The organism is Arthrobacter rhizophilus, assembly GCF_026241105.1.
Classification (GTDB): Bacteria; Actinomycetota; Actinomycetes; order Actinomycetales; family Micrococcaceae; genus Arthrobacter.
Window position 1 is genome coordinate 75,343 of record NZ_JAPFFT010000014.1, and the last position, 17,883, is coordinate 93,225.

Here is a 17,883-nt window from a genome sequence, read left to right on the forward strand (position 1 = left end):
AGACGGGTCTCGTTTCTGTTCTGAGGCGGGCGGGGAAGCCGCGTTATGGGGTGCCCGACGCCGGGGCAGGCCGGTGCGTTGCCGCGCCGGCCTGCCCTGCGGTGTCGGCGGCTAGGAGTTCTTCTTGTAGCGGTCGTAGGCCTGCTGGTAGACCTCGATCATTTTGTCGACGCCGATGTTCTTGAGTTGGGCGACGTAGCCGTCCCATTCCTGCTCGATGCCGCCAGAGACGATCCATTTCGCGATGTTCTGCTTGACCAGGGACGCGCTGTCGGTCTGGATGGTGGTGATCTGCTGGAGTTCGTCGTTGGACAGGGCGACCGGAGGATAGCCGTCGTTGCCGGCGAAGGGCTTGTAGTTTTCGTTGACGGTCTTCTGGCGTTCCGCAGCACGCGGCTCGGGTGCGACGACGGTTTTGAAGTTCTCGGCCGTGTTGGCCTTCGGTCCGCCCGGGGCGACTTTCTGGCGGCGTTCACCTTCGCTGGTGCCGGCTGTGGCGGGGATCTGGGTCAGCAGTCCGGTAGCACCGTCCTTTTGGAGGGTTTCACCGATCGGTCCCCAGTTGGCCTGGGCGGACTGGATGGGATCGTAGAGGTTGTCGGCCCAGCGCATGGTGGCTGCAGGGTATTTGTCGGCTCGGGTGATCGCGAAGGCGCCGCGGGCGATTTCCTGGTTGTTGGACTGGCTGGCAATGCGTTTGCCGCCCGTGCCTTGAAGTACCGGGGTGAGGGCGTAGTCGGTGGCACGGTCAGCGCCGACCATCTCGGGGATCTCCCACCAGGCGAACGAGCCGAGGTTCTCCGTGGCGGCCTTTCCCTTGGCGAGGTACGCCTTGTCGTCCTGGGAGAAGGATTCCGGGTCGATCAGGCCTTCCTGGTACCACTGGTGCAGCGTTTGGATTGCTTTCTTGTAGCCGTCGTGTGTCGGGGTGAAGATGACCTTGCCGTTCTGGACGATGCGGTGGTCCTGGTTGTCCGGCACCCCGCCCAGGGCGGCGATCAGGTCAACAATGTCCCCGCACCAGGAATCGGGCATGAAGCTCAGCGGAATGGTCTTGCCCGTCCCGGACGCGTCCTTGGTCTTGAAGGCCAGGAGTGCGTCGTGGAATTCGCTGATGGTCTTGGGCATAGGGATGTTGAGCTTTTTCAGCCAAGTGGTGTTGATGGCAATTTCGTTGGGGAACTGGACGAGGCCAAGCTCTTCCACGGTTGGCAGGGAGTAGATGTGCCCGTCCGAGGAGGTGATGGCGGCCTTGATGTCGGGGCGTGCAGAGAGAAGCTTGGAGAGGTTGGGTGCGTTCTTCGCGATCAGGTCTTCCAGCGGGATCAGGGTGCCGCTTGCGGAGTAGGTGGCGATTTCGGCGTCAGTGAGTCCGGTGTTGAAGAACGCGTCGGGCAGGTCTCCGCTGGCCAGAATGAGGTTCTTCTTTTCCTGGAAGACCGTATCGGGCAGGTTCTGCCAGTCAATATGGATATTGGTGTCCTTTTCCCAGTTTTTCACCACGGTCATGGTGTTGTAGTCAGGTGCCAGGGCCGCCTTGGTTCCGGAGAACTTCAGGGTCAGCTGCTTGCTGACGATCGGGAAGCCTGTCGCCTGAAACCCGTAGTCGGCGGAGGCGTCTTTGATCTCCGTGGCGCCGGGCTTGCCGCCTGAGCAGGCGGTGAACGTCAACGTTCCTGCCATGAGGGCGCCAAGGACAGCGTATTTGCGGCTGATTGCCATGGTCATTCCTGTTCTTAGGTGTGGTTGTGGTGACTCCGGGGCTAATGCTCCGGGGCCGGGTGTGTTAGCGGATTATGTCTATTTGACGGCGCCGATCATGGCGCCCTTGGTGAAATGCTTCTGCATGAATGGCAGGGCAATCATGAGTGGCAGGCTCGAGACGACGATCATGGCGTACTTGGTGAGCTCTGCGATCCTTTGCGCTGCGGCATAGGACTGGATGTCTCCGCCGGTGGTGCCGGTCGATGAGACGTCGGACTGAATGAGGATGTTGCGGAGCACCAGTTGCAGCGGGTACTTGGAGTCGTCATTCAGGAAGATCAGGGCATCGAAGAACGAGTTCCACTGGGCTACGACGTGGACCATGATCATGAGCATGATCAGTGGTTTGGACAGCGGCAGCACCATCTTGAAGAAGAACTTGAAGTCGTTTGCGCCGTCCATCTGGGCGGCTTCGCGGAGTTCGTTCGGGATAGTGTGTTCGAAGAATGACCTTGCGATGATCAGGTTCCACACCCCGACAGCGCTGGGGAGAACGACCGCCCACACGGTGTTCAGCATGCCCAGGTCGCGGACGACCAGGTACTTGGTGATGATCCCGCCGTCGAAGAACATCGTGATCACAAACAGGAGCATCAAGACCTTCCGCCCGGGCATGTCCTTACGGGACAACGCGTAGGCGCCGCAGAGAATCGTGGTGACACTGATAGCGGTCCCCAGCACGGTGTAAACGAGAGTGTTGCCTAACCCGTTCCAGATCCGGCTGTCGGCGAAGATCCGCTGGTACCCCTCAACCGTCACGCCGGAGGGGAACAGCCAGACCTTGCCTTCATAGACCGCATTCGGGTCGCTGACGGAAGCGATGACGATGAAGTACAGCGGGTAAACCACTGCCAGGATGGACAGCAGCAGCACCACCGTGGCTGCGATGTTGAAGACGCGGTCCCCGTACCTGTCCCTCAGAGTGGGTTTGGTGCGCCTGCTTTTGACGGTCCGGTGCGAATACTCGGTCGTGCGGGGGCTGGTTTTCAAAGACATTTTGGCATCACCACAGGGTCGCTTGGTTGGCCCGGCGCGCCACGGTGTTGAAGAAGAGCAACAGCGCCAGGTTGAGGAGGGAGTTGAACAGGCCGATGGCGGCCGAGTAGCTGAACTGCGCCTGCTGCAGGCCCGCATGGTAGACGTAGGTCTGGATGATCTCCGACGTCGAGAGGTTCAGCGGCGTCTGCATCAGGAGTGCCTTCTCGAAACCGACATTGAGCAGGTTGCCGATCGCCAGAATGAACAGCACGGTAACCACCGGCATGATGCCAGGAAGATCGATGTGCCGGATACGCTGGAACTTCGAGGCGCCGTCGACCTTGGCCGCGTCGTGGAGCGCCGGGTCAATACCGGCCAGGGCCGCGAGATACACGATCATGGAGAATCCGGCGTTCTGCCACACATCCGAGATGACATAGATGGGTCGGAACCATTCCGCGGAACCCATGAAGAAGATCGGCTCGCCGCCGGCCAACTGGATCGCATTGTTCACCAGGCCTGACCGCGGCGAAAGTACCACGAACATGATGCCCACCACCACGACGGTGGAGATGAACGCCGGGGAATACAGTACGGTTTGCGTGAACTTCTTGAACCGCTCGCTCTGAAGCTGGTTCACCAGCAACGCAAGAATGATCGGGATCGGAAACGCCACCAGCAAACCCAGGACAGCAATCCACAAGGTGTTCCCGACGACCTGTCCGAACTGGTATGAGTTCACAAACCGGATGAAGTGCTGCAGACCCACCCATGGGCTGTCCGTAAAACCGTCCACGGGGTTGTAGTTCTTGAAAGCGATCTGCACGCCGTACATCGGCCAGTACTTGAAAACCGCGATGTAGATGAGGGCCGGAGCTAGTAATACGTATAACTGCCAGGCTCGGGAAATTCTTTTCAGGCGAAGCGAAAGAGAAACTTTTCGTTGCGGCATCGGCGCCGCTGACGGACGCCCGCGTCGGGCCGGGATAGTGCGGCTCATGGCATCTCCTTTGGATGTGTCACTGAATTCCGTTCAACGAGAGGGCAGTCCATCAGCTCGACCCGGCCATCCGGTCCGGCACCTTGGAGGATAATTTCAACCGCGCGCCGGCCCATGGCGACGAACGGCAGTTCGAGGGTGGTCAGTCCCGGACGAAGGTACGGCGCCAGGGTCGCCTGGTTATCGAAGCCCACAATCGACACATCCCTGGGGATCGAAAGCCCGAGCTCCGCTACGGCCTGGTAGGCGCCCCAGGCGCCGCGGTCGTTCGCGCAGAAGATCGCCGTCGGTGGCTTGCTGGAGGTCAGTAGCTCCATCGCGTATTTGTAGCCGTCTTCTTCACCGCCCTTGCCGAAGCGGACCAGGGACGGGTCCGGCGCGAGTCCGGCTTCCTCCAGCGCTCGGCCGTAGCCCTCGTGTCGTCCCACGGCGGCGGGAAGGCCGCTTTCCAGGCTCTCGATGTTGATCAGCCCTACACGGGAATGCCCGGCCTCAAGTAGGCGGCGGGTGGCCGTGTAGCCGCCTCGCACCTCATCCGGGGCGACGCTCGGGAGCCGGCCGGCCCGGTCCTGGGAGTTGAGCACCACGGATGGAACACCTGCCAGGGCCTCGGGAACATCCAGCCGGCGGTGGTACATGGCACCGTAGACGACTCCTGCGACCTTGTAAGAGAGCATTGTGTCCAGGGAGGCGGCTTCAAGCTCCTTGTCTCCGCCGGTGTTTACTGTCAGCAGGAGGAGCCCGTCTTCCCACGCCCGCTCCTGGGCCCCCTCGATGATGGTCCCGGCAAAAGGGGAAGTTGCGACGTAGTCGCCGATGAATCCGATCATACCGGCGACGCCGTCGCGGAGGACCTTGGCGTGGGCGTTGGTACGGTATCCGAGCTGCTCGACGGCCGCTTCCACCTTGTCCTTGGTCTTCCGTGAAAACCGGGACCCGCTGACGTCGTTTAGGACGAGCGACACGGTGGCCTGGGATACTCCGGCCAGAGCCGCCACGTCGTGCATGGTCGGTCCTGAGTTCAAATTTGGCCTGCGCAACCTGACACCTCCTTCGCTGCGTGTTGCGTTAGTCATTCGTATAACTAACCGCCTGCTGATCGAGAGTAATACAGCTCACACATCTCCGTCAAGTTGTTCTCCCGAACCCGCATCACTGGGCGGGTCCAGTCCCAGGTTATGGGCCACCGGCCCTATATCCGCCGCTGGATTCACGCCCGGCCCAAACGCCGTCCCGGTTCAGTCCCCGGTGCGAGGTCTACTCCCGAACGGTAATGACGCTCGTTGCCACCTCGACTCGATGACGTTCAGTAGTCGCTGGTTCGAGCTTTCACCTGACCGTCGCTGAGTCCGGTGACCTCATCGATCCACGTACCGAAGTCGCGGCTGGGCGTGTAGCCTATCTCGGTCCAGCCGAGCCTGCTTGGCCGGACGGGAAGGGCTGAAAAGTCGAGACTGAACCGCTCGACGACGGCCCGCGCCCCTGGGAAAAGGCGGTCTGCGGTGCCGGTTGGATCACGTTCCCAATCGCGCAGATCGTCAGCTGACACTGCCTCCGGATGGAGGGCATCCAACACCAGCCACGGGCCCAGTCCGTCCAGGGCACCGGTAAGGCGGGGCGGACCGCAACATATGAGATGCCGTGACGCGCCCGGTGATAGTCCAGAAGCTGCTCGCCGATGACTTTCGTGAATCCGTAGACGTCGTTCGAGTCATGCCATGCCATGCGTGCGAGGAAAGCCACACCACTTTCCCCACACCGGCGGCGACGGCCGCCTGCAGGGTGCGGAATGTGCCATTTACGTTGAGTTCCCAAAATTCCGTTTCAGTGTGATCGAGGACGTGGATGCCGTGCAGGCCGGCAGGTGCACGAGAATGTCGGCGTCGACCATCGCGGTCTGCAGGAGTGTCCATTCGCCTCACGCGATTTGTGACCCTTGACACTCTCCGCGCTCTCCGCGTAATCTAATGCCAAGTCGTTTTGGCAAAACGGTTTTTCATCCTACTCCGTCTTCGTATTCCGTTCCCGAGAAAGGGAGTCGACAGCGATGTCCTCTCGAAAAACAATCTCCAGGCTTGCCGCTCTCGGCAGCCTTTCAACCGCGGTGATCCTGGCCGCGACCGCATGCGGCGCAGGGGGTCCGGCTACGTCCGGGGGCGCCGCCAGCAGTTCCATCAACGTCCTGGTGGAGGCAGGCGGACATGCAGAACTGCAGCCCATCGCCGACCAGTGCAAGAAGGACACCGGGGTCAACGTCAACTTCGTCGAACTCCCTTACGACGGCCTCTTCAACCGTCTCTCCAGCGAATTCTCCTCCGGCACTGTCTCCTTCGATGTCGCTGCTCTTGACTCCGTGTGGCTGCCCAGTTTCAAGGACGCCCTGCAGCCCATCGATGAGCTCTTCACTGACGAGGCAAAGAAGGACATCTTCCCTTCTCTTGTCAAGGAAGCCAACGTCGATGGCCACTTCATTGGAATGCCGGCGTGGACCAACGCCGAGATAGTCCTCTACCGCAAGGACCTCTTTGAGGACGCCAAGAACAAGGCCGACTTCAAGGCCAAGTATGGCTACGACCTCGCCGCGCCGAAGACCTGGCAGCAATACCAGGACATCTCCGCCTTCTTCACCAAAGACGGCATGTATGGCACGGACGTTAAGGGCGGCGTTGAAACCGAGTACCTCGCCCACGTGCTCCAGGCCGGATCGCCCATGGTCCTGGACAGCAAAAACAACGTGGTCGTTGACAACGCGGCGCACAAACAAGCGCTTGACTTCTACACCAGCCTCGTCAAGGACGCCCCGGCCGGGGCAGCCCAGGTCGACTGGGCCGCCGCCCAGAACCTCTTCAACCAAGGCAAGACAGCCATGACCCAGTTCTGGGCCCACGCGTACCGGCAGATCCCCAAGGACTCCCCGGTCTACGGCAAGGTCGGAACGGCCCCGATGATCGGCGGATCCGCCGGCGTTGCCGGTGTTCCCGGCCCCTGGTACCTCTCGGTACCCAAGGCAACCAAGAACACGGACGCTGCCAAGAAGTTCGTCAAGTGCGCCTTCGACCACAATGATCTGGCCATCCAGTCAAGCCTTGGCCTGGCGGCACGAGTCTCCGCCTTCCAGAAGTACCAGGACCAGCCCGGGTACGAGAGCTTCAAACCGCTGATCGAAACACTTAACGCTCCCGCGACGGCAACCCGTCCGGCAACAGCAAAGTGGCAGCAGATTGTCGACACCGTACTGGTTCCGATGCTTCAGAAGGCCGTTGCTGGCGGAGACAGCGCGACCTTGCTGGCGGACGCCAAGTCCAAGATCCAGGCCCTACTTAAGTAAGACTCCGCGGCCGGCAGCAGCCCATGGCGTTGCCGGCCGCGGCCCCAACCAGCGGAAGAGAATCCCGTGCGCATCCCTGATCGCCGCTTCGCCCTTTACCTGATGACCCCGGCGGCGTTGTTCCTCGCAGTCTTTGTTGCCTACCCGTTGTTCCGGTTGGTCACGGACAGCTTCTTCAAAATTTCCCCGATCGTCGGGGGCCCCCGTGACTTCGTGGGCCTGGACAACTACGTCCGGGCCTTCACCTCAGAGGCCTTCATGGGTGCAGGATGGCGGACCCTCGCTTACACCCTGATGGTGGTGACCCTCGAGTTCACCCTGGGCCTTGGCATGGCCCTCCTGTTCACCACCCTGGGCCGGAAATCGCAGGTCTGGCGGACCGTGTTCCTGTACCCGCTGATGATTGCCCCGATCGTGGCCGGCCTGCTGTGGAAGTTCCTCATGATCGACAACTTCGGCTTGCTCGGCACCCTGCTGAGCCAGGCCGGCATCCTGCAGGATCCAAACCAGATCGGCTGGCTGTCGAACCCGGACATCGTCCTGTTCTCCGTCGCCGTCCCGGACATCTGGCTCACGACATCGTTCATGTGCCTCGTGCTGTTCGCGGGCCTGCAGAACATCCCGGGAGACCTCATCGAGGCGGCCAGGCTCGACGGCGCCCGCGCACCGTCGCTGCTTTTCCGCATTATTCTTCCGCTTCTCCGGCCGGTCATCGCCGTGGCGCTGGTGGTCCGCGGCATCGACGCAGCACGGGCTTTTGACACCATCCTCATCCAGACCAACGGCGGACCACAATCCGCCTCCGAAACCATGAGCCTGCTCATCTACCGGACGATGATCCGCTTCGGCGACCCAGGCCTCGCAAGTGCCATGGGCACCATCTACCTGCTGGCCATGCTCACCATCGCCTTCGTCGCCGTAACCACAATCTGGCGGCCAGGAAAGGACACCTGATGAGCACGGCCCAGACCCCCGACGACGGCGGCATGCTGGCGGCCGCCGTACCCAACCGGCCACGCCAAGCCGGCATCGCATACAGCAATGCGCCGGCACCGCACCAAACGGAGAGCACCATGCCAAGCCGAACAGCGCCTGCGCCCCAGACCACCACGGAACCGGCGTCGGCCGGCGGAGGCCGCAGGCGCCGCGGCGTCAATCGTGAAGGACTCGAAGCCGGCAAGCGCAGCACCAGGACCATCCTGTGGGTCCTCCTCGCCGCGGCGCTCGTCCTCTACGGCTTCCCGTTCCTGTACCTGCTGTTCACGTCCTTCAAGACGCCGATCGACACCATTGCCGTTCCGCCCACCATCCTGCCCAAGGAATGGACGCTGGATAACTACATCAACGCCCTGGGCCGGAATGGAGTGCCGGCGTCGTTCATCAACAGCATCCAGACCGCCGTCATCAGCACGCTGCTGTCGCTCGTCCTGGCCGTCCCGGCGGCCTACGGCATCACGCGCTACAAAACAGCCAGTGGCCGCGTGTTCATCATGGCCGCGCTGGTCACCCGCATGGTGCCGCCGGTGGCAATCGGCATCCCGCTGGCGTCGATGATGGCCTCGGTCGGTCTGGCCGACACCCCGATCGCCCTCTCCATCGCGCACACCACCATCTCGCTGCCGCTCTCCATCTGGCTCATGTCCAGCTTCTTCGAAGCCGTGCCACAGGACCTGGAGGAAGCCGCGACAGTGGATGGCTGCAGCCGGCTCGGAGCCCTATGGCGGGTGGTCATCCCGGTGGTCTCCGGAGGCATCGCGGTCACAGCGATCTTCGCCTTCCTCGCGTCCTGGAATGAATTCCTGTTCGCGTTGCTCATGACCGCCGTCCGGTCCCAGACCACCCCCGTGGTCATCGCAAATTTCCAGACCCAGTTCGGGCTGGACTGGGGATCCATGACGGCACTGGCCGCTGTCTACTCGATCCCGGTCATCCTTCTCACTCTTCTCTTGCAGCGCAAGATCGTCGCAGGCATGACCCTCGGCGCCGTCAAGGGCTGAGAAACCAAAGTACAAAGGGAAGAACCTATGTCAAGCAACAACTACTACGACGTGACTACGTGGCCCGTCGGCAATCCGTCCGAGGACGTCGGTGAAGTAATTAACAGCATCATCGCTGACATCAAGGACCGGCAGACGGCTACCGATGCGAACAACGGAGGAAAGCCAGGTGCGGTGATCTACATTCCGCCCGGGGACTACCACCTTCGTACGCAGGTGGTGATCGATGTCAGCTTCCTCCGGATCCATGGCTCGGGCCACGGCTTTACGTCCTCGAGCATCCGGTTCAACGTCCCCGAAGACGAATGGCCCGACTTGCATGAGCTGTGGCCCGGAGGCAGTCGCATTATCGTCGACCTTCCCCTCGGCGGAGACGGCGACGAATCCAAGGGAGCCGCCTTCTACGTTGAGCGGAGCGGGAGCCCACGGATCAGCTCAGTCGAGTTCTCCAACTTCTGCATCGACGGGTTGCACTTCACCTCGGATGGCTCCGGGATGCATCCCGAGAACACCTACGTCAACGGCAAGACCGGCATCTATGTCGCGAACGCCAATGACTCCTTCCGCGTAACCGGCATGGGGTTCGTCTACCTTGAGAACGCTCTCACCATCTACAACGCGGACGCGCTTTCCGTTCATGACAACTTCATCGCTGAATGCGGAAGCTGCATCGAGCTGCGCGGGTGGGGACAGGCATCGAAGATCACCGACAACTTGGTCGGAGCAGGGCCCAAGGGTCACTCGATCTACGCCGAGAACCATGGCGGGCTCCTGATAACCGCGAACAACGTCTTCCCCCGTGGCGCGAGCAGCGTCCATCTCGACGGCGTCACGCGTTCAAGCATCACCAACAACCGTTTGCATTCGTTCTACCCTGGGATGCTGATTCTCGCAGCGAATAGTTCGGAAAACCTCGTGGCCACGAATCACTTCTTGCGTGACCATGAGCCCTGGACGCCCTTCCTGGGAGTCGACAACGGACTGGACGATCTCTACGGACTTCTCTGTGTCAGCGGCAGCAACAACTCTGTCATCGGCAACCACTTCTCCAAGATCATCGACTCACAGAGCATCCGTCCGACAGGTGCGACGCCCGTCATCATCCGGCTGATGGCGGGGGTTGGCAACTTCGTTTCCAACAACCACGTGGTGGCGATGGACGTCCGAGCCACGTCCAGCGGCTCCGCTTTCGAAGCTCAGGTGGACGCTCTGTTGACGACCGAGGCTTCGGACGGCCTCACCGTTACGGCCGTCATGGTCGATTCCGAATCAGCTCGGAATACGATCCTTGATTCCGGAAGTGACGCCCAAGTTATCGCAGACAGGGCTGTTAACGCCTTTAGGCCCACACCCACGGTCGGTTTCGAGGCGGCACATGCACTTGTGGCCCAGTAACCCGCTCATGTGGCGCAAGTTCTACACCGGAACTACCCGCGCTGAAAACGCGATCGTCCAGCGCGTCGGCGTCGCGAAAACACCGGACCTCTACAACTGGACCAAGGCCGGCAGCGAGGCCCTGTGTTCAGCCCACCCCGCCAACGTTGCCTTGCGGCGCGTCTGGGCAATCGCGTCGAGCCGGGCCGAACCGTTACCGATCACCCGACCGAGTCCGGCGTCGTCGTGCAGCCCCAAACGACTATTCCTCGGTAGCGTATTGGTACCAGACCGGCAAACACGTCGAGCTCCGAACTGCCGCCGGTTGAAGAGCTGTTGCCGCGCCTCTGGTCCGAACACGGGCTCTGGGACGAAGAAAACCGCAGCCAGCAACAACCGATAACAAGGACGTGGAAGACACATGAGCAACAAGTCAGTGGGAATCAGGGACGTGGCGGCCGCAGCCGGCGTCTCCGTCACGACGGTCTCCCATGTCCTTAACAATGTTGTCTACGCCCGAGTAGGCGCAGAGACGAGGGAGCGAGTCCGTGAGGCCGCGCAGCGCCTGGGTTACGGCCCGAACCGCATGGCACAAGCCTTGCGCACGCAACGCTCGGGCATGCTCGGATTTATCAGTGAAGAAATCGCCACGACCCCGCACGCCGGCCGGATCATTTTGGGTGCAGAGGAAACAGCGCGCCGCCGCGGCTACAACCTGATGATCATCAACACTTCGAGCACCGCCACGCATGAATCCCGGACGGCTGACGTCGCGGCTCTGCTGGAGCGCCAGGTGGACGGAGTCCTGTACGCCACGATGTACCACCGCGAACTGGCCGTCCCGGACAACCTGACCGGCATCCCTGCAATCCTCGTGGACTCAGAAGACACCAACCACTCAATCTCCTCAGTGATCCCCGACGAGACCGGAGGAGCAACCGCAGCCGTCAGGACCCTGATCGAAGCAGGACACCAGCGGATCGGCATGATCAACAACACCGACGACGTACCGGCCACCCACTCCCGCCTCTGGGCTTTCAAGAACACGCTCTCGGACGCAGGACTGACGTTCCATGCCGATCTCGTCGAGGCTGAACCTTCAGAAGTGCCCGGCGGCTATCAGGCCGCGTTGCGGCTCCTGGCACGGAAGGACCGGCCCACGGCCGTCTTCTGCTACAACGACCGCATGGCCATGGGCGCCTACCGGGCAGCCACGGAACTAGGTCTGAAAATTCCCCAGAACCTCTCAGTGGTCGGCTTCGACAACCAGGAACTCATCGCCGAAAACCTCCACCCCGCCCTCACCACGGTCTCACTCCCCCACTACGAAATGGGCGCATGGGCAACCGAAAACCTCATCGACGCCATCGAGGGCAAGACGGACCTGAGCCTGTTCGCAGCCCACCCAACCGTCCTGCCATGCCCGCTTGTTGTCCGGAATTCAGTGGCACCCCCAGGATCCTAGTAGGGACGAACCACAACACAAACACTGCGGACGGCCCTCCGGGACGCTCGCCACTGCCTCCGCGTCTACGACCCGGGCCTGCGAGACCCCCGCAGACCAGACACGAAAGAACAACCATGACCGTGCAAGATCCCAGACCCGAATTCCACTTCACCGCCACCGAAGGCTGGATCAATGATCCGCTGGGCCTGACCTGGAAAGACGGAAAATACCACCTCTTCTACCAGTACGTCCCAGGCCGCAGCACCTGGGCATCCAACTGCCACTGGGGACACGCCACCTCCCCCGACATGGTCAGCTGGTCAGAACAAGAGATCGCGCTGGCCCCCGGCGACGGGGACGACGGAATCTGGTCAGGATCCATCGCCACCGATGCCACAGGCCAATCAACGTTGTTCTACACCTCCGTCCAGGAGCCGGAAATCGGCATCGGCAGCATCCGCACAGCAACCCCCGACGATGACACCTGGAACCGCTGGACCAAGGGTCCCGAAATCGTCCGTGCCCCGGGATTGGGCGTCGTGGCCTACCGTGACCCGTTCGTCTTCCGGGACGGCGACAAATGGCGGATGTTGGTCGGTGCCGGGCTCAACGGCGGTATCGGAGCGGCGATCTCCTACAGCTCACCGGACCTGGCCGGGTGGGAACTGGACGGCATCGCCGCCCAACGCCCCGGATCAGACAGAGACCAAGCCTGGACCGGGACCATGTGGGAATGCCCCCAGCTCTTCGAAATTGACGGATCCCACGTCCTGGTCACATCAATCTGGGAAGACGACGTCCTCCACTATGTTGCCTACGGCATCGGAAGCTACAAAGACGGCATGTTCACGGCACGCACCTGGAAACAGCTCAGCTACGGCGCCGGATACTACGCACCCTCGTTCTTCCGGGACAAGGACGGAAAACCTTCCCTTATCTTCTGGATCCGCGGCGTCATCAGCCCGGACAGGAAATGGGCCAGCGCGCTGAGCATCCCCCACACCCTCACCCTCGAAAATGACACTCTCATCGCGACCCCGCATGAGGACCTCGGAGCCTACGCGGTCCAGGCGCACCTTGCCGCTGATGATTCAGATTCCTTCAACGCGGTCCTGCCCGCAGGGGCAGATTTCCGCTGGATTCCGAGTGATGAGACCGCCATCGATCTGAAGGCCGGCGAAACAACACTCGCAACCTTGAAACAAGCCAACAACGAACTCATCATCAACATCCCGGACAACAATGACTTCACCGATGTGCGCCTTCCCGCCCCAGCCGGGACGCGTGTAAGGGCAATCATTGACAACGGCACACTTGAAATCTCCTCCCGGGCAGGAGTAGCCGCAGTGCCGCTACCGCTGCTCGAAGATCCTCTCTCGCTGTTCGCAACCGGGCTCCTGGAACCTCCCCAGCTCCAGGCTCTCAGGCGGACGCCCCCGACCATGCGCTCTTCCGGTCCCCCTCCCGCAACCACGCCGGAACATCTGCCCGCCCCCTGACACCGCACCGTCTTTTCTAGGAACCAGAAAGAAACCACAACCATGACCTCAGAGACGCACACCGAACAGGCGACCGTTCTTGTCATCGGCGAGGCCCTCATCGACGCAGTCAACACCAACGGCCACACGAAGGAACACCCGGGCGGCTCCCCGGCAAACGTCGCCCTGGGACTCATCCGGCTTGGTGTCCCAACCTCACTACTCACCAAAATCGGCAATGACGCCCGCGGCAAAGCCATCACCAATCATCTCAAAAGGGCCGGCGTTTCCGTTGACCCCGCCTCGACCGGCCCCGCCCCCACCTCCTTGGCCACAGCCACGATCGGCGCCGACGGATCAGCCCACTACGACTTCGATCTGCACTGGTCCTTCAGCACACCGTCATCGCCAACACGACACCACCTGATACACACAGGCTCCGCCGCCAGCTTCGATCTCCGAGGCTGGAAGGAGCTCTTTGACTACATCGAATCAAAATCCGACGAGAGCCTGATTACCTACGATCCGAACATCAGGCCAGCTCTCCTGGGGGACCGAGTCGACGCCGTAGACAGGTTTGAAACCTGGTGCAAAATTACGGACGCAGTCAAACTCAGCGCCGAAGACACCGAGTGGCTGTACCCAGGCCACGGACCCGACGCCGTCGCTGACCGGATTCTCGGACTCGGAACCGCATTGGTCGCGATCACAGCCGGCGACGCCGGCTCTAGTCTTTACACCGGCTCCCGTTCCGTAACCATTCCACCGATCCCGACGACCGTGATTGACACCATTGGTGCCGGCGACTCCTACATGTCAGCCCTAATTCTGGGCCTCCTGAGCACGCCCATGTACTCGCTCGACCGCAAAGCCATGGAAAGGATCGGCCAGGCAGCAGCCCGCGCGGCCGCAATCACCGTCAGCCGTGCTGGAGCCAACCCTCCGACGCTGACCGAGATTCTCCAAAGCGACCAGCCAAACTGACACCGGACCCCCAACCGCACAACCGAGCGCGTTAGATGGACAACGATGGAACGATGGACGGCGCTAAATTCATCGACTTTCTTGAAGCCCGTATCGTCGAGCAGGAAGCGATCATCCTCAGCAGAACCTTCACGACGAGAAAGAACTCCCAGCCCGGAGCCAACGATCGAATAGTTCCGCCGTCACTTATTGCGGCATTGCAGGCTGAGTGCGCACAGGCCCGGGGAATCGTCGAAGATTGGAAACAGGCTGCCAAAGCGGAAGGGATCACGGATCCCGGGGATGCTAGAGGAACCATCGCCGTCGCCCGCCGCTCCATGCTGCGCATCGTCACAGCCAGCCACAGGGACAACGCCGATTAGCAAGATGACCACTGTCTGCTGAGAAGATTCGATAACAGGGACCGAACGCGCCACGACGGCCCGACGCTCCTCCACCGCGACGCATTCAAATGTCATGAGAAGCCAGACCTGTGAAATGGAACGCCGATCGGCTCAATATTCGCAGCGATATTTGGCGTGTGACGGGTCGGCGAGCGGCTGCGCTTCGAGGGACAATCGCACGTTTCCGAGCTTATCCGGACAACGAACGTCTACATGTGCGGGACGCCGTTTCAAGGTGCTGGCTGCCGTTCCGACCGCCGGCTTGTGCGTACGCGTTAGGTTCCGTGCTGCTCGCGATTCAACCGGCGCTTGGTGACACAGCCACCGTCCTTGCCGGATTGGCAACCGCCACAACCAACCCCATGAACAGCCAGAAGAATCATCGCTGTGCCTCATTCTGAGGCACGATCATCACTGGACGGCGGCCGTCCCGCGCCCGTTCTTGGCCGCACCAGGTCCCAGGAACTCCACCAAATCGCGGACGTTCTCATCACCACGGTCCTACGGCCTGGCGAACTATTCGCACCGTCTTGGGCTGACATCGACCTCGACACAGACCCGCCGACTGTCCAACTCCACGCCACAGTCATCCGTACTTCCAGCGGTGGTGTAACCATTCAAGACCACCCAAAATCCGAGCACGGATTCCCTACGTGGCGATACCGCCAAATCTCGTTGCGTCACTTCGAAGGCGCCAGGCCAGGCAAAACAACGCGTGGCCGTGAATCTCTTGGACCTGGTCTTTCCGTCATCCACAGGGACGGTGTGCGATCCGAACAATGTCGGCAAAACGTGGCGCAAAGCGGCAGATGCCATCGGATACTCGTGGGTGACGTTCAAAGCGTTCCGCAAGGCCAACGCAACGCTCATTGGGCGGACCATGGGCGCCGAAACGGCCGCATACCCAGGCCGGTCACTCCAAGGTGTCAGTGACCCGAAGCACTACCTCTAGGAAGGCCGCGTCGAAATCTGATTAGGGTTAGTTAAAGGCGATCGCGGCACCAAAAGTCACAATCGGAGCCCCCTGTCGGATTCGAACCGACGACCCCCGCTTTAGGACCAAGGCCCTCTGTGCACCTTGAATATGGTCGCTCTCCCCCGGAATCTAGGGGTTTTTGCAGGCAAGGATGGCTGATGAATTGTCATTGGTTGACGCTGATTAAGGTGAGTTAAAGGTGAGTCGGTTGCAATATCCAGGGCCTTCGCTCGGCCAAGTCGCCGCCTGTGGAGCTCGTCCCCGACTTGGACACTCCCATGCTCGCTCACAGGAGCACAGTAAAAGCCCAGCAGCTCCGCTGTCGCGTCGTGTTAGGCCCCTACCGCTGATCACGGGCAGCCGTAGTCATCGCTGTTCGTCATTCTGATCGTCGATTATCGCTGGGCGGGACCTCCGCGCAACCAGGGCGCTTTGCGCCGGTCCCAATCCAAAACTTCGTTCGGCGCTCCGCTTATTTCCTCGCGAACTTTTGGATCGTTCCCGGTTCCCCAAGTTGCACTCCGGCCCCTCATGCCCAGCGGGGGCGCCTCTATCAGAACGACGCCGGAACCTAACGTCCACTCGCCCACTACCGACGCCGCCTCGGAAAGAGAAGGACCATGGGAACGCTCATGATCAAAACCGCTGCCGATGTCCTCAGTTTCATCGGCCACACCCCGGGTTTCTCGCCGCGGGAAAGCCTCGTGTGCATCACCCTGGACACCAACCACATCGGCGTGACGGGATGATAACGCCGAGACAAACACGGCGAGTCCGAGCTGCCGCCTCACCCGACGGGATGCAATGGACCCACTCGGAGAAACCCTGGATATCAGCTTCCTCGCCGACGACCATGCCGGACTGCTTCGCTTCACAGGAGCCTTCGCCGGCATCGTCGCAAGCGATCTCGCCGAGCACCGCTGGAGCGCCGACTTCGAGCACGTCACCTTTACGAGCTGAACCGTGGCCGATGCCGGGGACTCGTAGCCGTGGCTTCCGTCGGCAGTGCAGGAAGAGCATCAGCGTCGTTTGAAGATCTCGGCTCTTGGCCTGAATGAGCCCGCAAGCGAGTGGACGGCGACGTGGATTTGAGCGCCCGGCGGGGCCGTGGACGGCCAGACTAGGCGACGGCGTGCCGGCGTCTTCGAAGGTCCTGCAGACGTGTCTGCAACTCTTCGGAGTTTGGCGGGTTGGCGCCGTGGCGGCTCACTGTGATTGCGGCGGCCATCGACGCGGTCTGCCCGATGCCTTCGAGCCCGGGCGGTGTGAACGCCTTGTCGCCCCGGGTCAGCAGTCCGAAGATGAGTGCGGCCATGTAGGAGTCGCCTGCCCCGATGGTGTCGGCAACTTCGGTTTTCACGGACGGGATGCTGAACCGGGCGCCGGGCGTGGCGAGCAGGGCACCGTCGGCGCCCTTGGTGATGACGGCCAGGCGCGCCCCATGTTGCAGCAAGTGGGCGACCACGTCGTCCGGGGACCATCCGGGGTAGAGCCAGTGTGCATCTTCGTCGCTGAGTTTGACGACGTCCGTGAGCGGGAGCAGATCCTCGAAGATCGTCGTTGCCTCGGTGTGGCTGCCAAGGAGAGCCGGTCGGATATTGGGGTCGTAGGTGACCAGGCAGGACTGGTGGCACTGCTCGAGAAGAGTGCGGACGGTGCCGGCTCCCGGGGCCAGGAACGTGGCGATCGAGCCCGTGTGCAGAATTTTCGGGATCATGGCCGGCGCCACAGGTGCCAGCTGCCAGGCGATGTCGAACTCGTAGCTGGCTGAGCCGTCGGCAGCCAATGTCGCGGTGGCGGTTGCCGTCCGTTCAAGGGAAGTGGATCCGGGAAGAAGCTCGACGCCTGCGCTGTGGAGGTGGTTGGTGATGGCGGTGCCGTGTTCGTCCTCACCGATTGCCGTGAGCAGCCGGGTCCGGACGCCGAGCCGGCCAAGGCCATAGGCGACGTTGGCCGGGGACCCGCCTGGATAGCTGATGGATCCTTCGGGTCCGTTGACGATGTCGATCAGGGCTTCGCCGATGACGACAACGTCTATCAGCTCGTGGTTGGAGCCGTCCGGTTGGGGCTTGCGCATCGGGGTTCTTTCTTCGGGTTGACTGGTGAGAGCCCGGTATGGATCCGTCCGCGGACCTGTTAGCAGGTCCGCGGACGGAGAAGGGGCTCCGGTGGAG

17 protein-coding genes and 1 pseudogene are annotated in these 17,883 nt (G+C 61.7%); 11 read left to right on the forward strand and 7 right to left on the reverse strand.

The window, feature by feature from the left end; translation table 11 throughout:
• Positions 1-111: 111 nt before the first annotated feature.
• From OOZ51_RS13190 to OOZ51_RS13210, 5 genes are all read right to left on the reverse strand, one after another.
• Complete coding sequence (locus OOZ51_RS13190; protein WP_265980112.1) at positions 112-1,728, reverse strand: ABC transporter substrate-binding protein; 1,617 nt, start codon at positions 1,726-1,728, stop codon at positions 112-114.
• Between the two features lie 72 nt (positions 1,729-1,800).
• Entirely contained in the window at positions 1,801-2,760 is a 960-nt protein-coding gene (locus OOZ51_RS13195) for a carbohydrate ABC transporter permease (protein WP_265980113.1), read from the reverse strand.
• Between the two features lie 7 nt (positions 2,761-2,767).
• Positions 2,768-3,742 carry an ABC transporter permease gene (locus OOZ51_RS13200; RefSeq protein WP_265980114.1) on the reverse strand — a complete coding sequence of 325 codons (975 nt, stop codon included), beginning with the start codon at positions 3,740-3,742 and terminating at the stop codon, positions 2,768-2,770.
• The gene (locus tag OOZ51_RS13205; protein WP_265980116.1) at positions 3,739-4,749 is read right to left on the reverse strand and encodes a LacI family DNA-binding transcriptional regulator; all 1,011 of its coding nucleotides are present in this window, start codon (positions 4,747-4,749) and stop codon (positions 3,739-3,741) included. The genes OOZ51_RS13200 and OOZ51_RS13205 overlap by 4 nt, the downstream gene beginning before the upstream one ends.
• Positions 4,750-5,048: 299 nt before the next feature.
• Positions 5,049-5,291: a hypothetical protein gene (locus OOZ51_RS13210; RefSeq protein ID WP_265980117.1), complete on the reverse strand. Its 243-nt coding sequence runs from the start codon at positions 5,289-5,291 to the stop codon at positions 5,049-5,051.
• Positions 5,292-5,789: 498 nt separating this feature from the next.
• On the opposite strand from OOZ51_RS13210, the gene OOZ51_RS13215 reads away from it, so the two are divergent.
• The 4 genes from OOZ51_RS13215 (at position 5,790) to OOZ51_RS13230 (ending at position 10,462) form a co-directional block, all read left to right on the forward strand.
• Positions 5,790-7,070, forward strand: coding sequence for an ABC transporter substrate-binding protein (locus OOZ51_RS13215; RefSeq protein WP_265980118.1), 1,281 nt, complete (start codon positions 5,790-5,792; stop codon positions 7,068-7,070).
• A 66-nt stretch (positions 7,071-7,136) separates the two neighbouring features.
• The gene (locus OOZ51_RS13220) at positions 7,137-8,024 is read left to right on the forward strand and encodes a carbohydrate ABC transporter permease (RefSeq protein ID WP_265980119.1); all 888 of its coding nucleotides are present in this window, start codon (positions 7,137-7,139) and stop codon (positions 8,022-8,024) included.
• A 119-nt stretch (positions 8,025-8,143) separates the two neighbouring features.
• Positions 8,144-9,067, forward strand: a complete 924-nt coding sequence (locus OOZ51_RS13225) for a carbohydrate ABC transporter permease (protein ID WP_416346382.1) — start codon at positions 8,144-8,146, stop codon at positions 9,065-9,067.
• Between the two features lie 27 nt (positions 9,068-9,094).
• On the forward strand, positions 9,095-10,462 hold the full coding sequence (locus OOZ51_RS13230) for a right-handed parallel beta-helix repeat-containing protein (RefSeq protein WP_265980121.1): 1,368 nt from the start codon (positions 9,095-9,097) through the stop codon (positions 10,460-10,462).
• A gap of 90 nt (positions 10,463-10,552) precedes the next feature.
• Here OOZ51_RS13230 and OOZ51_RS13235 read toward each other — a convergent pair whose 3' ends face one another.
• A complete protein-coding gene (locus tag OOZ51_RS13235; RefSeq protein ID WP_265980123.1) occupies positions 10,553-10,699 on the reverse strand; it encodes a hypothetical protein in 147 nt (48 codons plus the stop codon).
• A gap of 163 nt (positions 10,700-10,862) precedes the next feature.
• Here OOZ51_RS13235 and OOZ51_RS13240 point away from each other — a divergent pair, with 163 nt between their 5' ends.
• From OOZ51_RS13240 to OOZ51_RS13270, 7 genes and pseudogenes are all read left to right on the forward strand, one after another.
• The gene (locus OOZ51_RS13240; protein ID WP_265980124.1) at positions 10,863-11,906 is read left to right on the forward strand and encodes a LacI family DNA-binding transcriptional regulator; all 1,044 of its coding nucleotides are present in this window, start codon (positions 10,863-10,865) and stop codon (positions 11,904-11,906) included.
• A gap of 116 nt (positions 11,907-12,022) precedes the next feature.
• Positions 12,023-13,387, forward strand: coding sequence for a glycoside hydrolase family 32 protein (locus tag OOZ51_RS13245; RefSeq protein ID WP_265980125.1), 1,365 nt, complete (start codon positions 12,023-12,025; stop codon positions 13,385-13,387).
• A gap of 42 nt (positions 13,388-13,429) precedes the next feature.
• The gene (locus tag OOZ51_RS13250) at positions 13,430-14,350 is read left to right on the forward strand and encodes a carbohydrate kinase family protein (RefSeq protein ID WP_265980126.1); all 921 of its coding nucleotides are present in this window, start codon (positions 13,430-13,432) and stop codon (positions 14,348-14,350) included.
• 53 nt (positions 14,351-14,403) lie between these two features.
• On the forward strand, positions 14,404-14,712 hold the full coding sequence (locus OOZ51_RS13255; RefSeq protein ID WP_265980128.1) for a hypothetical protein: 309 nt from the start codon (positions 14,404-14,406) through the stop codon (positions 14,710-14,712).
• A 742-nt stretch (positions 14,713-15,454) separates the two neighbouring features.
• The gene (locus tag OOZ51_RS13260; protein ID WP_265980129.1) at positions 15,455-15,685 is read left to right on the forward strand and encodes a hypothetical protein; all 231 of its coding nucleotides are present in this window, start codon (positions 15,455-15,457) and stop codon (positions 15,683-15,685) included.
• A gap of 644 nt (positions 15,686-16,329) precedes the next feature.
• Positions 16,330-16,458, forward strand: a complete 129-nt coding sequence (locus OOZ51_RS13265; RefSeq protein WP_265980130.1) for a hypothetical protein — start codon at positions 16,330-16,332, stop codon at positions 16,456-16,458.
• 37 nt (positions 16,459-16,495) lie between these two features.
• A pseudogene (locus OOZ51_RS13270) lies at positions 16,496-16,669 on the forward strand (beta-xylosidase family glycoside hydrolase); the annotation flags it as partial.
• 160 nt (positions 16,670-16,829) lie between these two features.
• Here OOZ51_RS13270 and OOZ51_RS13275 read toward each other — a convergent pair.
• Positions 16,830-17,786 carry a carbohydrate kinase family protein gene (locus tag OOZ51_RS13275; protein ID WP_265980132.1) on the reverse strand — a complete coding sequence of 319 codons (957 nt, stop codon included), beginning with the start codon at positions 17,784-17,786 and terminating at the stop codon, positions 16,830-16,832.
• Positions 17,787-17,883 lie beyond the last annotated feature (97 nt).

Excerpts from the sequence above, each read along its gene's own strand:
- OOZ51_RS13265 (WP_265980130.1), top strand. The coding sequence starts at position 16,330 with ATGGGAACGCTCATGATCAAAACCGCTGCCGATGTCCTCAGTTTCATC.
- OOZ51_RS13190 (WP_265980112.1), bottom strand. The coding sequence starts at position 1,728 with ATGACCATGGCAATCAGCCGCAAATACGCTGTCCTTGGCGCCCTCATG.
- OOZ51_RS13200 (WP_265980114.1), bottom strand. The coding sequence starts at position 3,742 with ATGAGCCGCACTATCCCGGCCCGACGCGGGCGTCCGTCAGCGGCGCCG.
- OOZ51_RS13240 (WP_265980124.1), top strand. The coding sequence starts at position 10,863 with ATGAGCAACAAGTCAGTGGGAATCAGGGACGTGGCGGCCGCAGCCGGC.
- OOZ51_RS13215 (WP_265980118.1), top strand. The coding sequence starts at position 5,790 with ATGTCCTCTCGAAAAACAATCTCCAGGCTTGCCGCTCTCGGCAGCCTT.
- OOZ51_RS13195 (WP_265980113.1), bottom strand. The coding sequence starts at position 2,760 with ATGTCTTTGAAAACCAGCCCCCGCACGACCGAGTATTCGCACCGGACC.
- OOZ51_RS13255 (WP_265980128.1), top strand. The coding sequence starts at position 14,404 with ATGGACGGCGCTAAATTCATCGACTTTCTTGAAGCCCGTATCGTCGAG.
- OOZ51_RS13225 (WP_416346382.1), top strand. The coding sequence starts at position 8,144 with ATGCCAAGCCGAACAGCGCCTGCGCCCCAGACCACCACGGAACCGGCG.
- OOZ51_RS13250 (WP_265980126.1), top strand. The coding sequence starts at position 13,430 with ATGACCTCAGAGACGCACACCGAACAGGCGACCGTTCTTGTCATCGGC.
- OOZ51_RS13245 (WP_265980125.1), top strand. The coding sequence starts at position 12,023 with ATGACCGTGCAAGATCCCAGACCCGAATTCCACTTCACCGCCACCGAA.
- OOZ51_RS13205 (WP_265980116.1), bottom strand. The coding sequence starts at position 4,749 with ATGCACGACGTGGCGGCTCTGGCCGGAGTATCCCAGGCCACCGTGTCG.
- OOZ51_RS13275 (WP_265980132.1), bottom strand. The coding sequence starts at position 17,786 with ATGCGCAAGCCCCAACCGGACGGCTCCAACCACGAGCTGATAGACGTT.
- OOZ51_RS13230 (WP_265980121.1), top strand. The coding sequence starts at position 9,095 with ATGTCAAGCAACAACTACTACGACGTGACTACGTGGCCCGTCGGCAAT.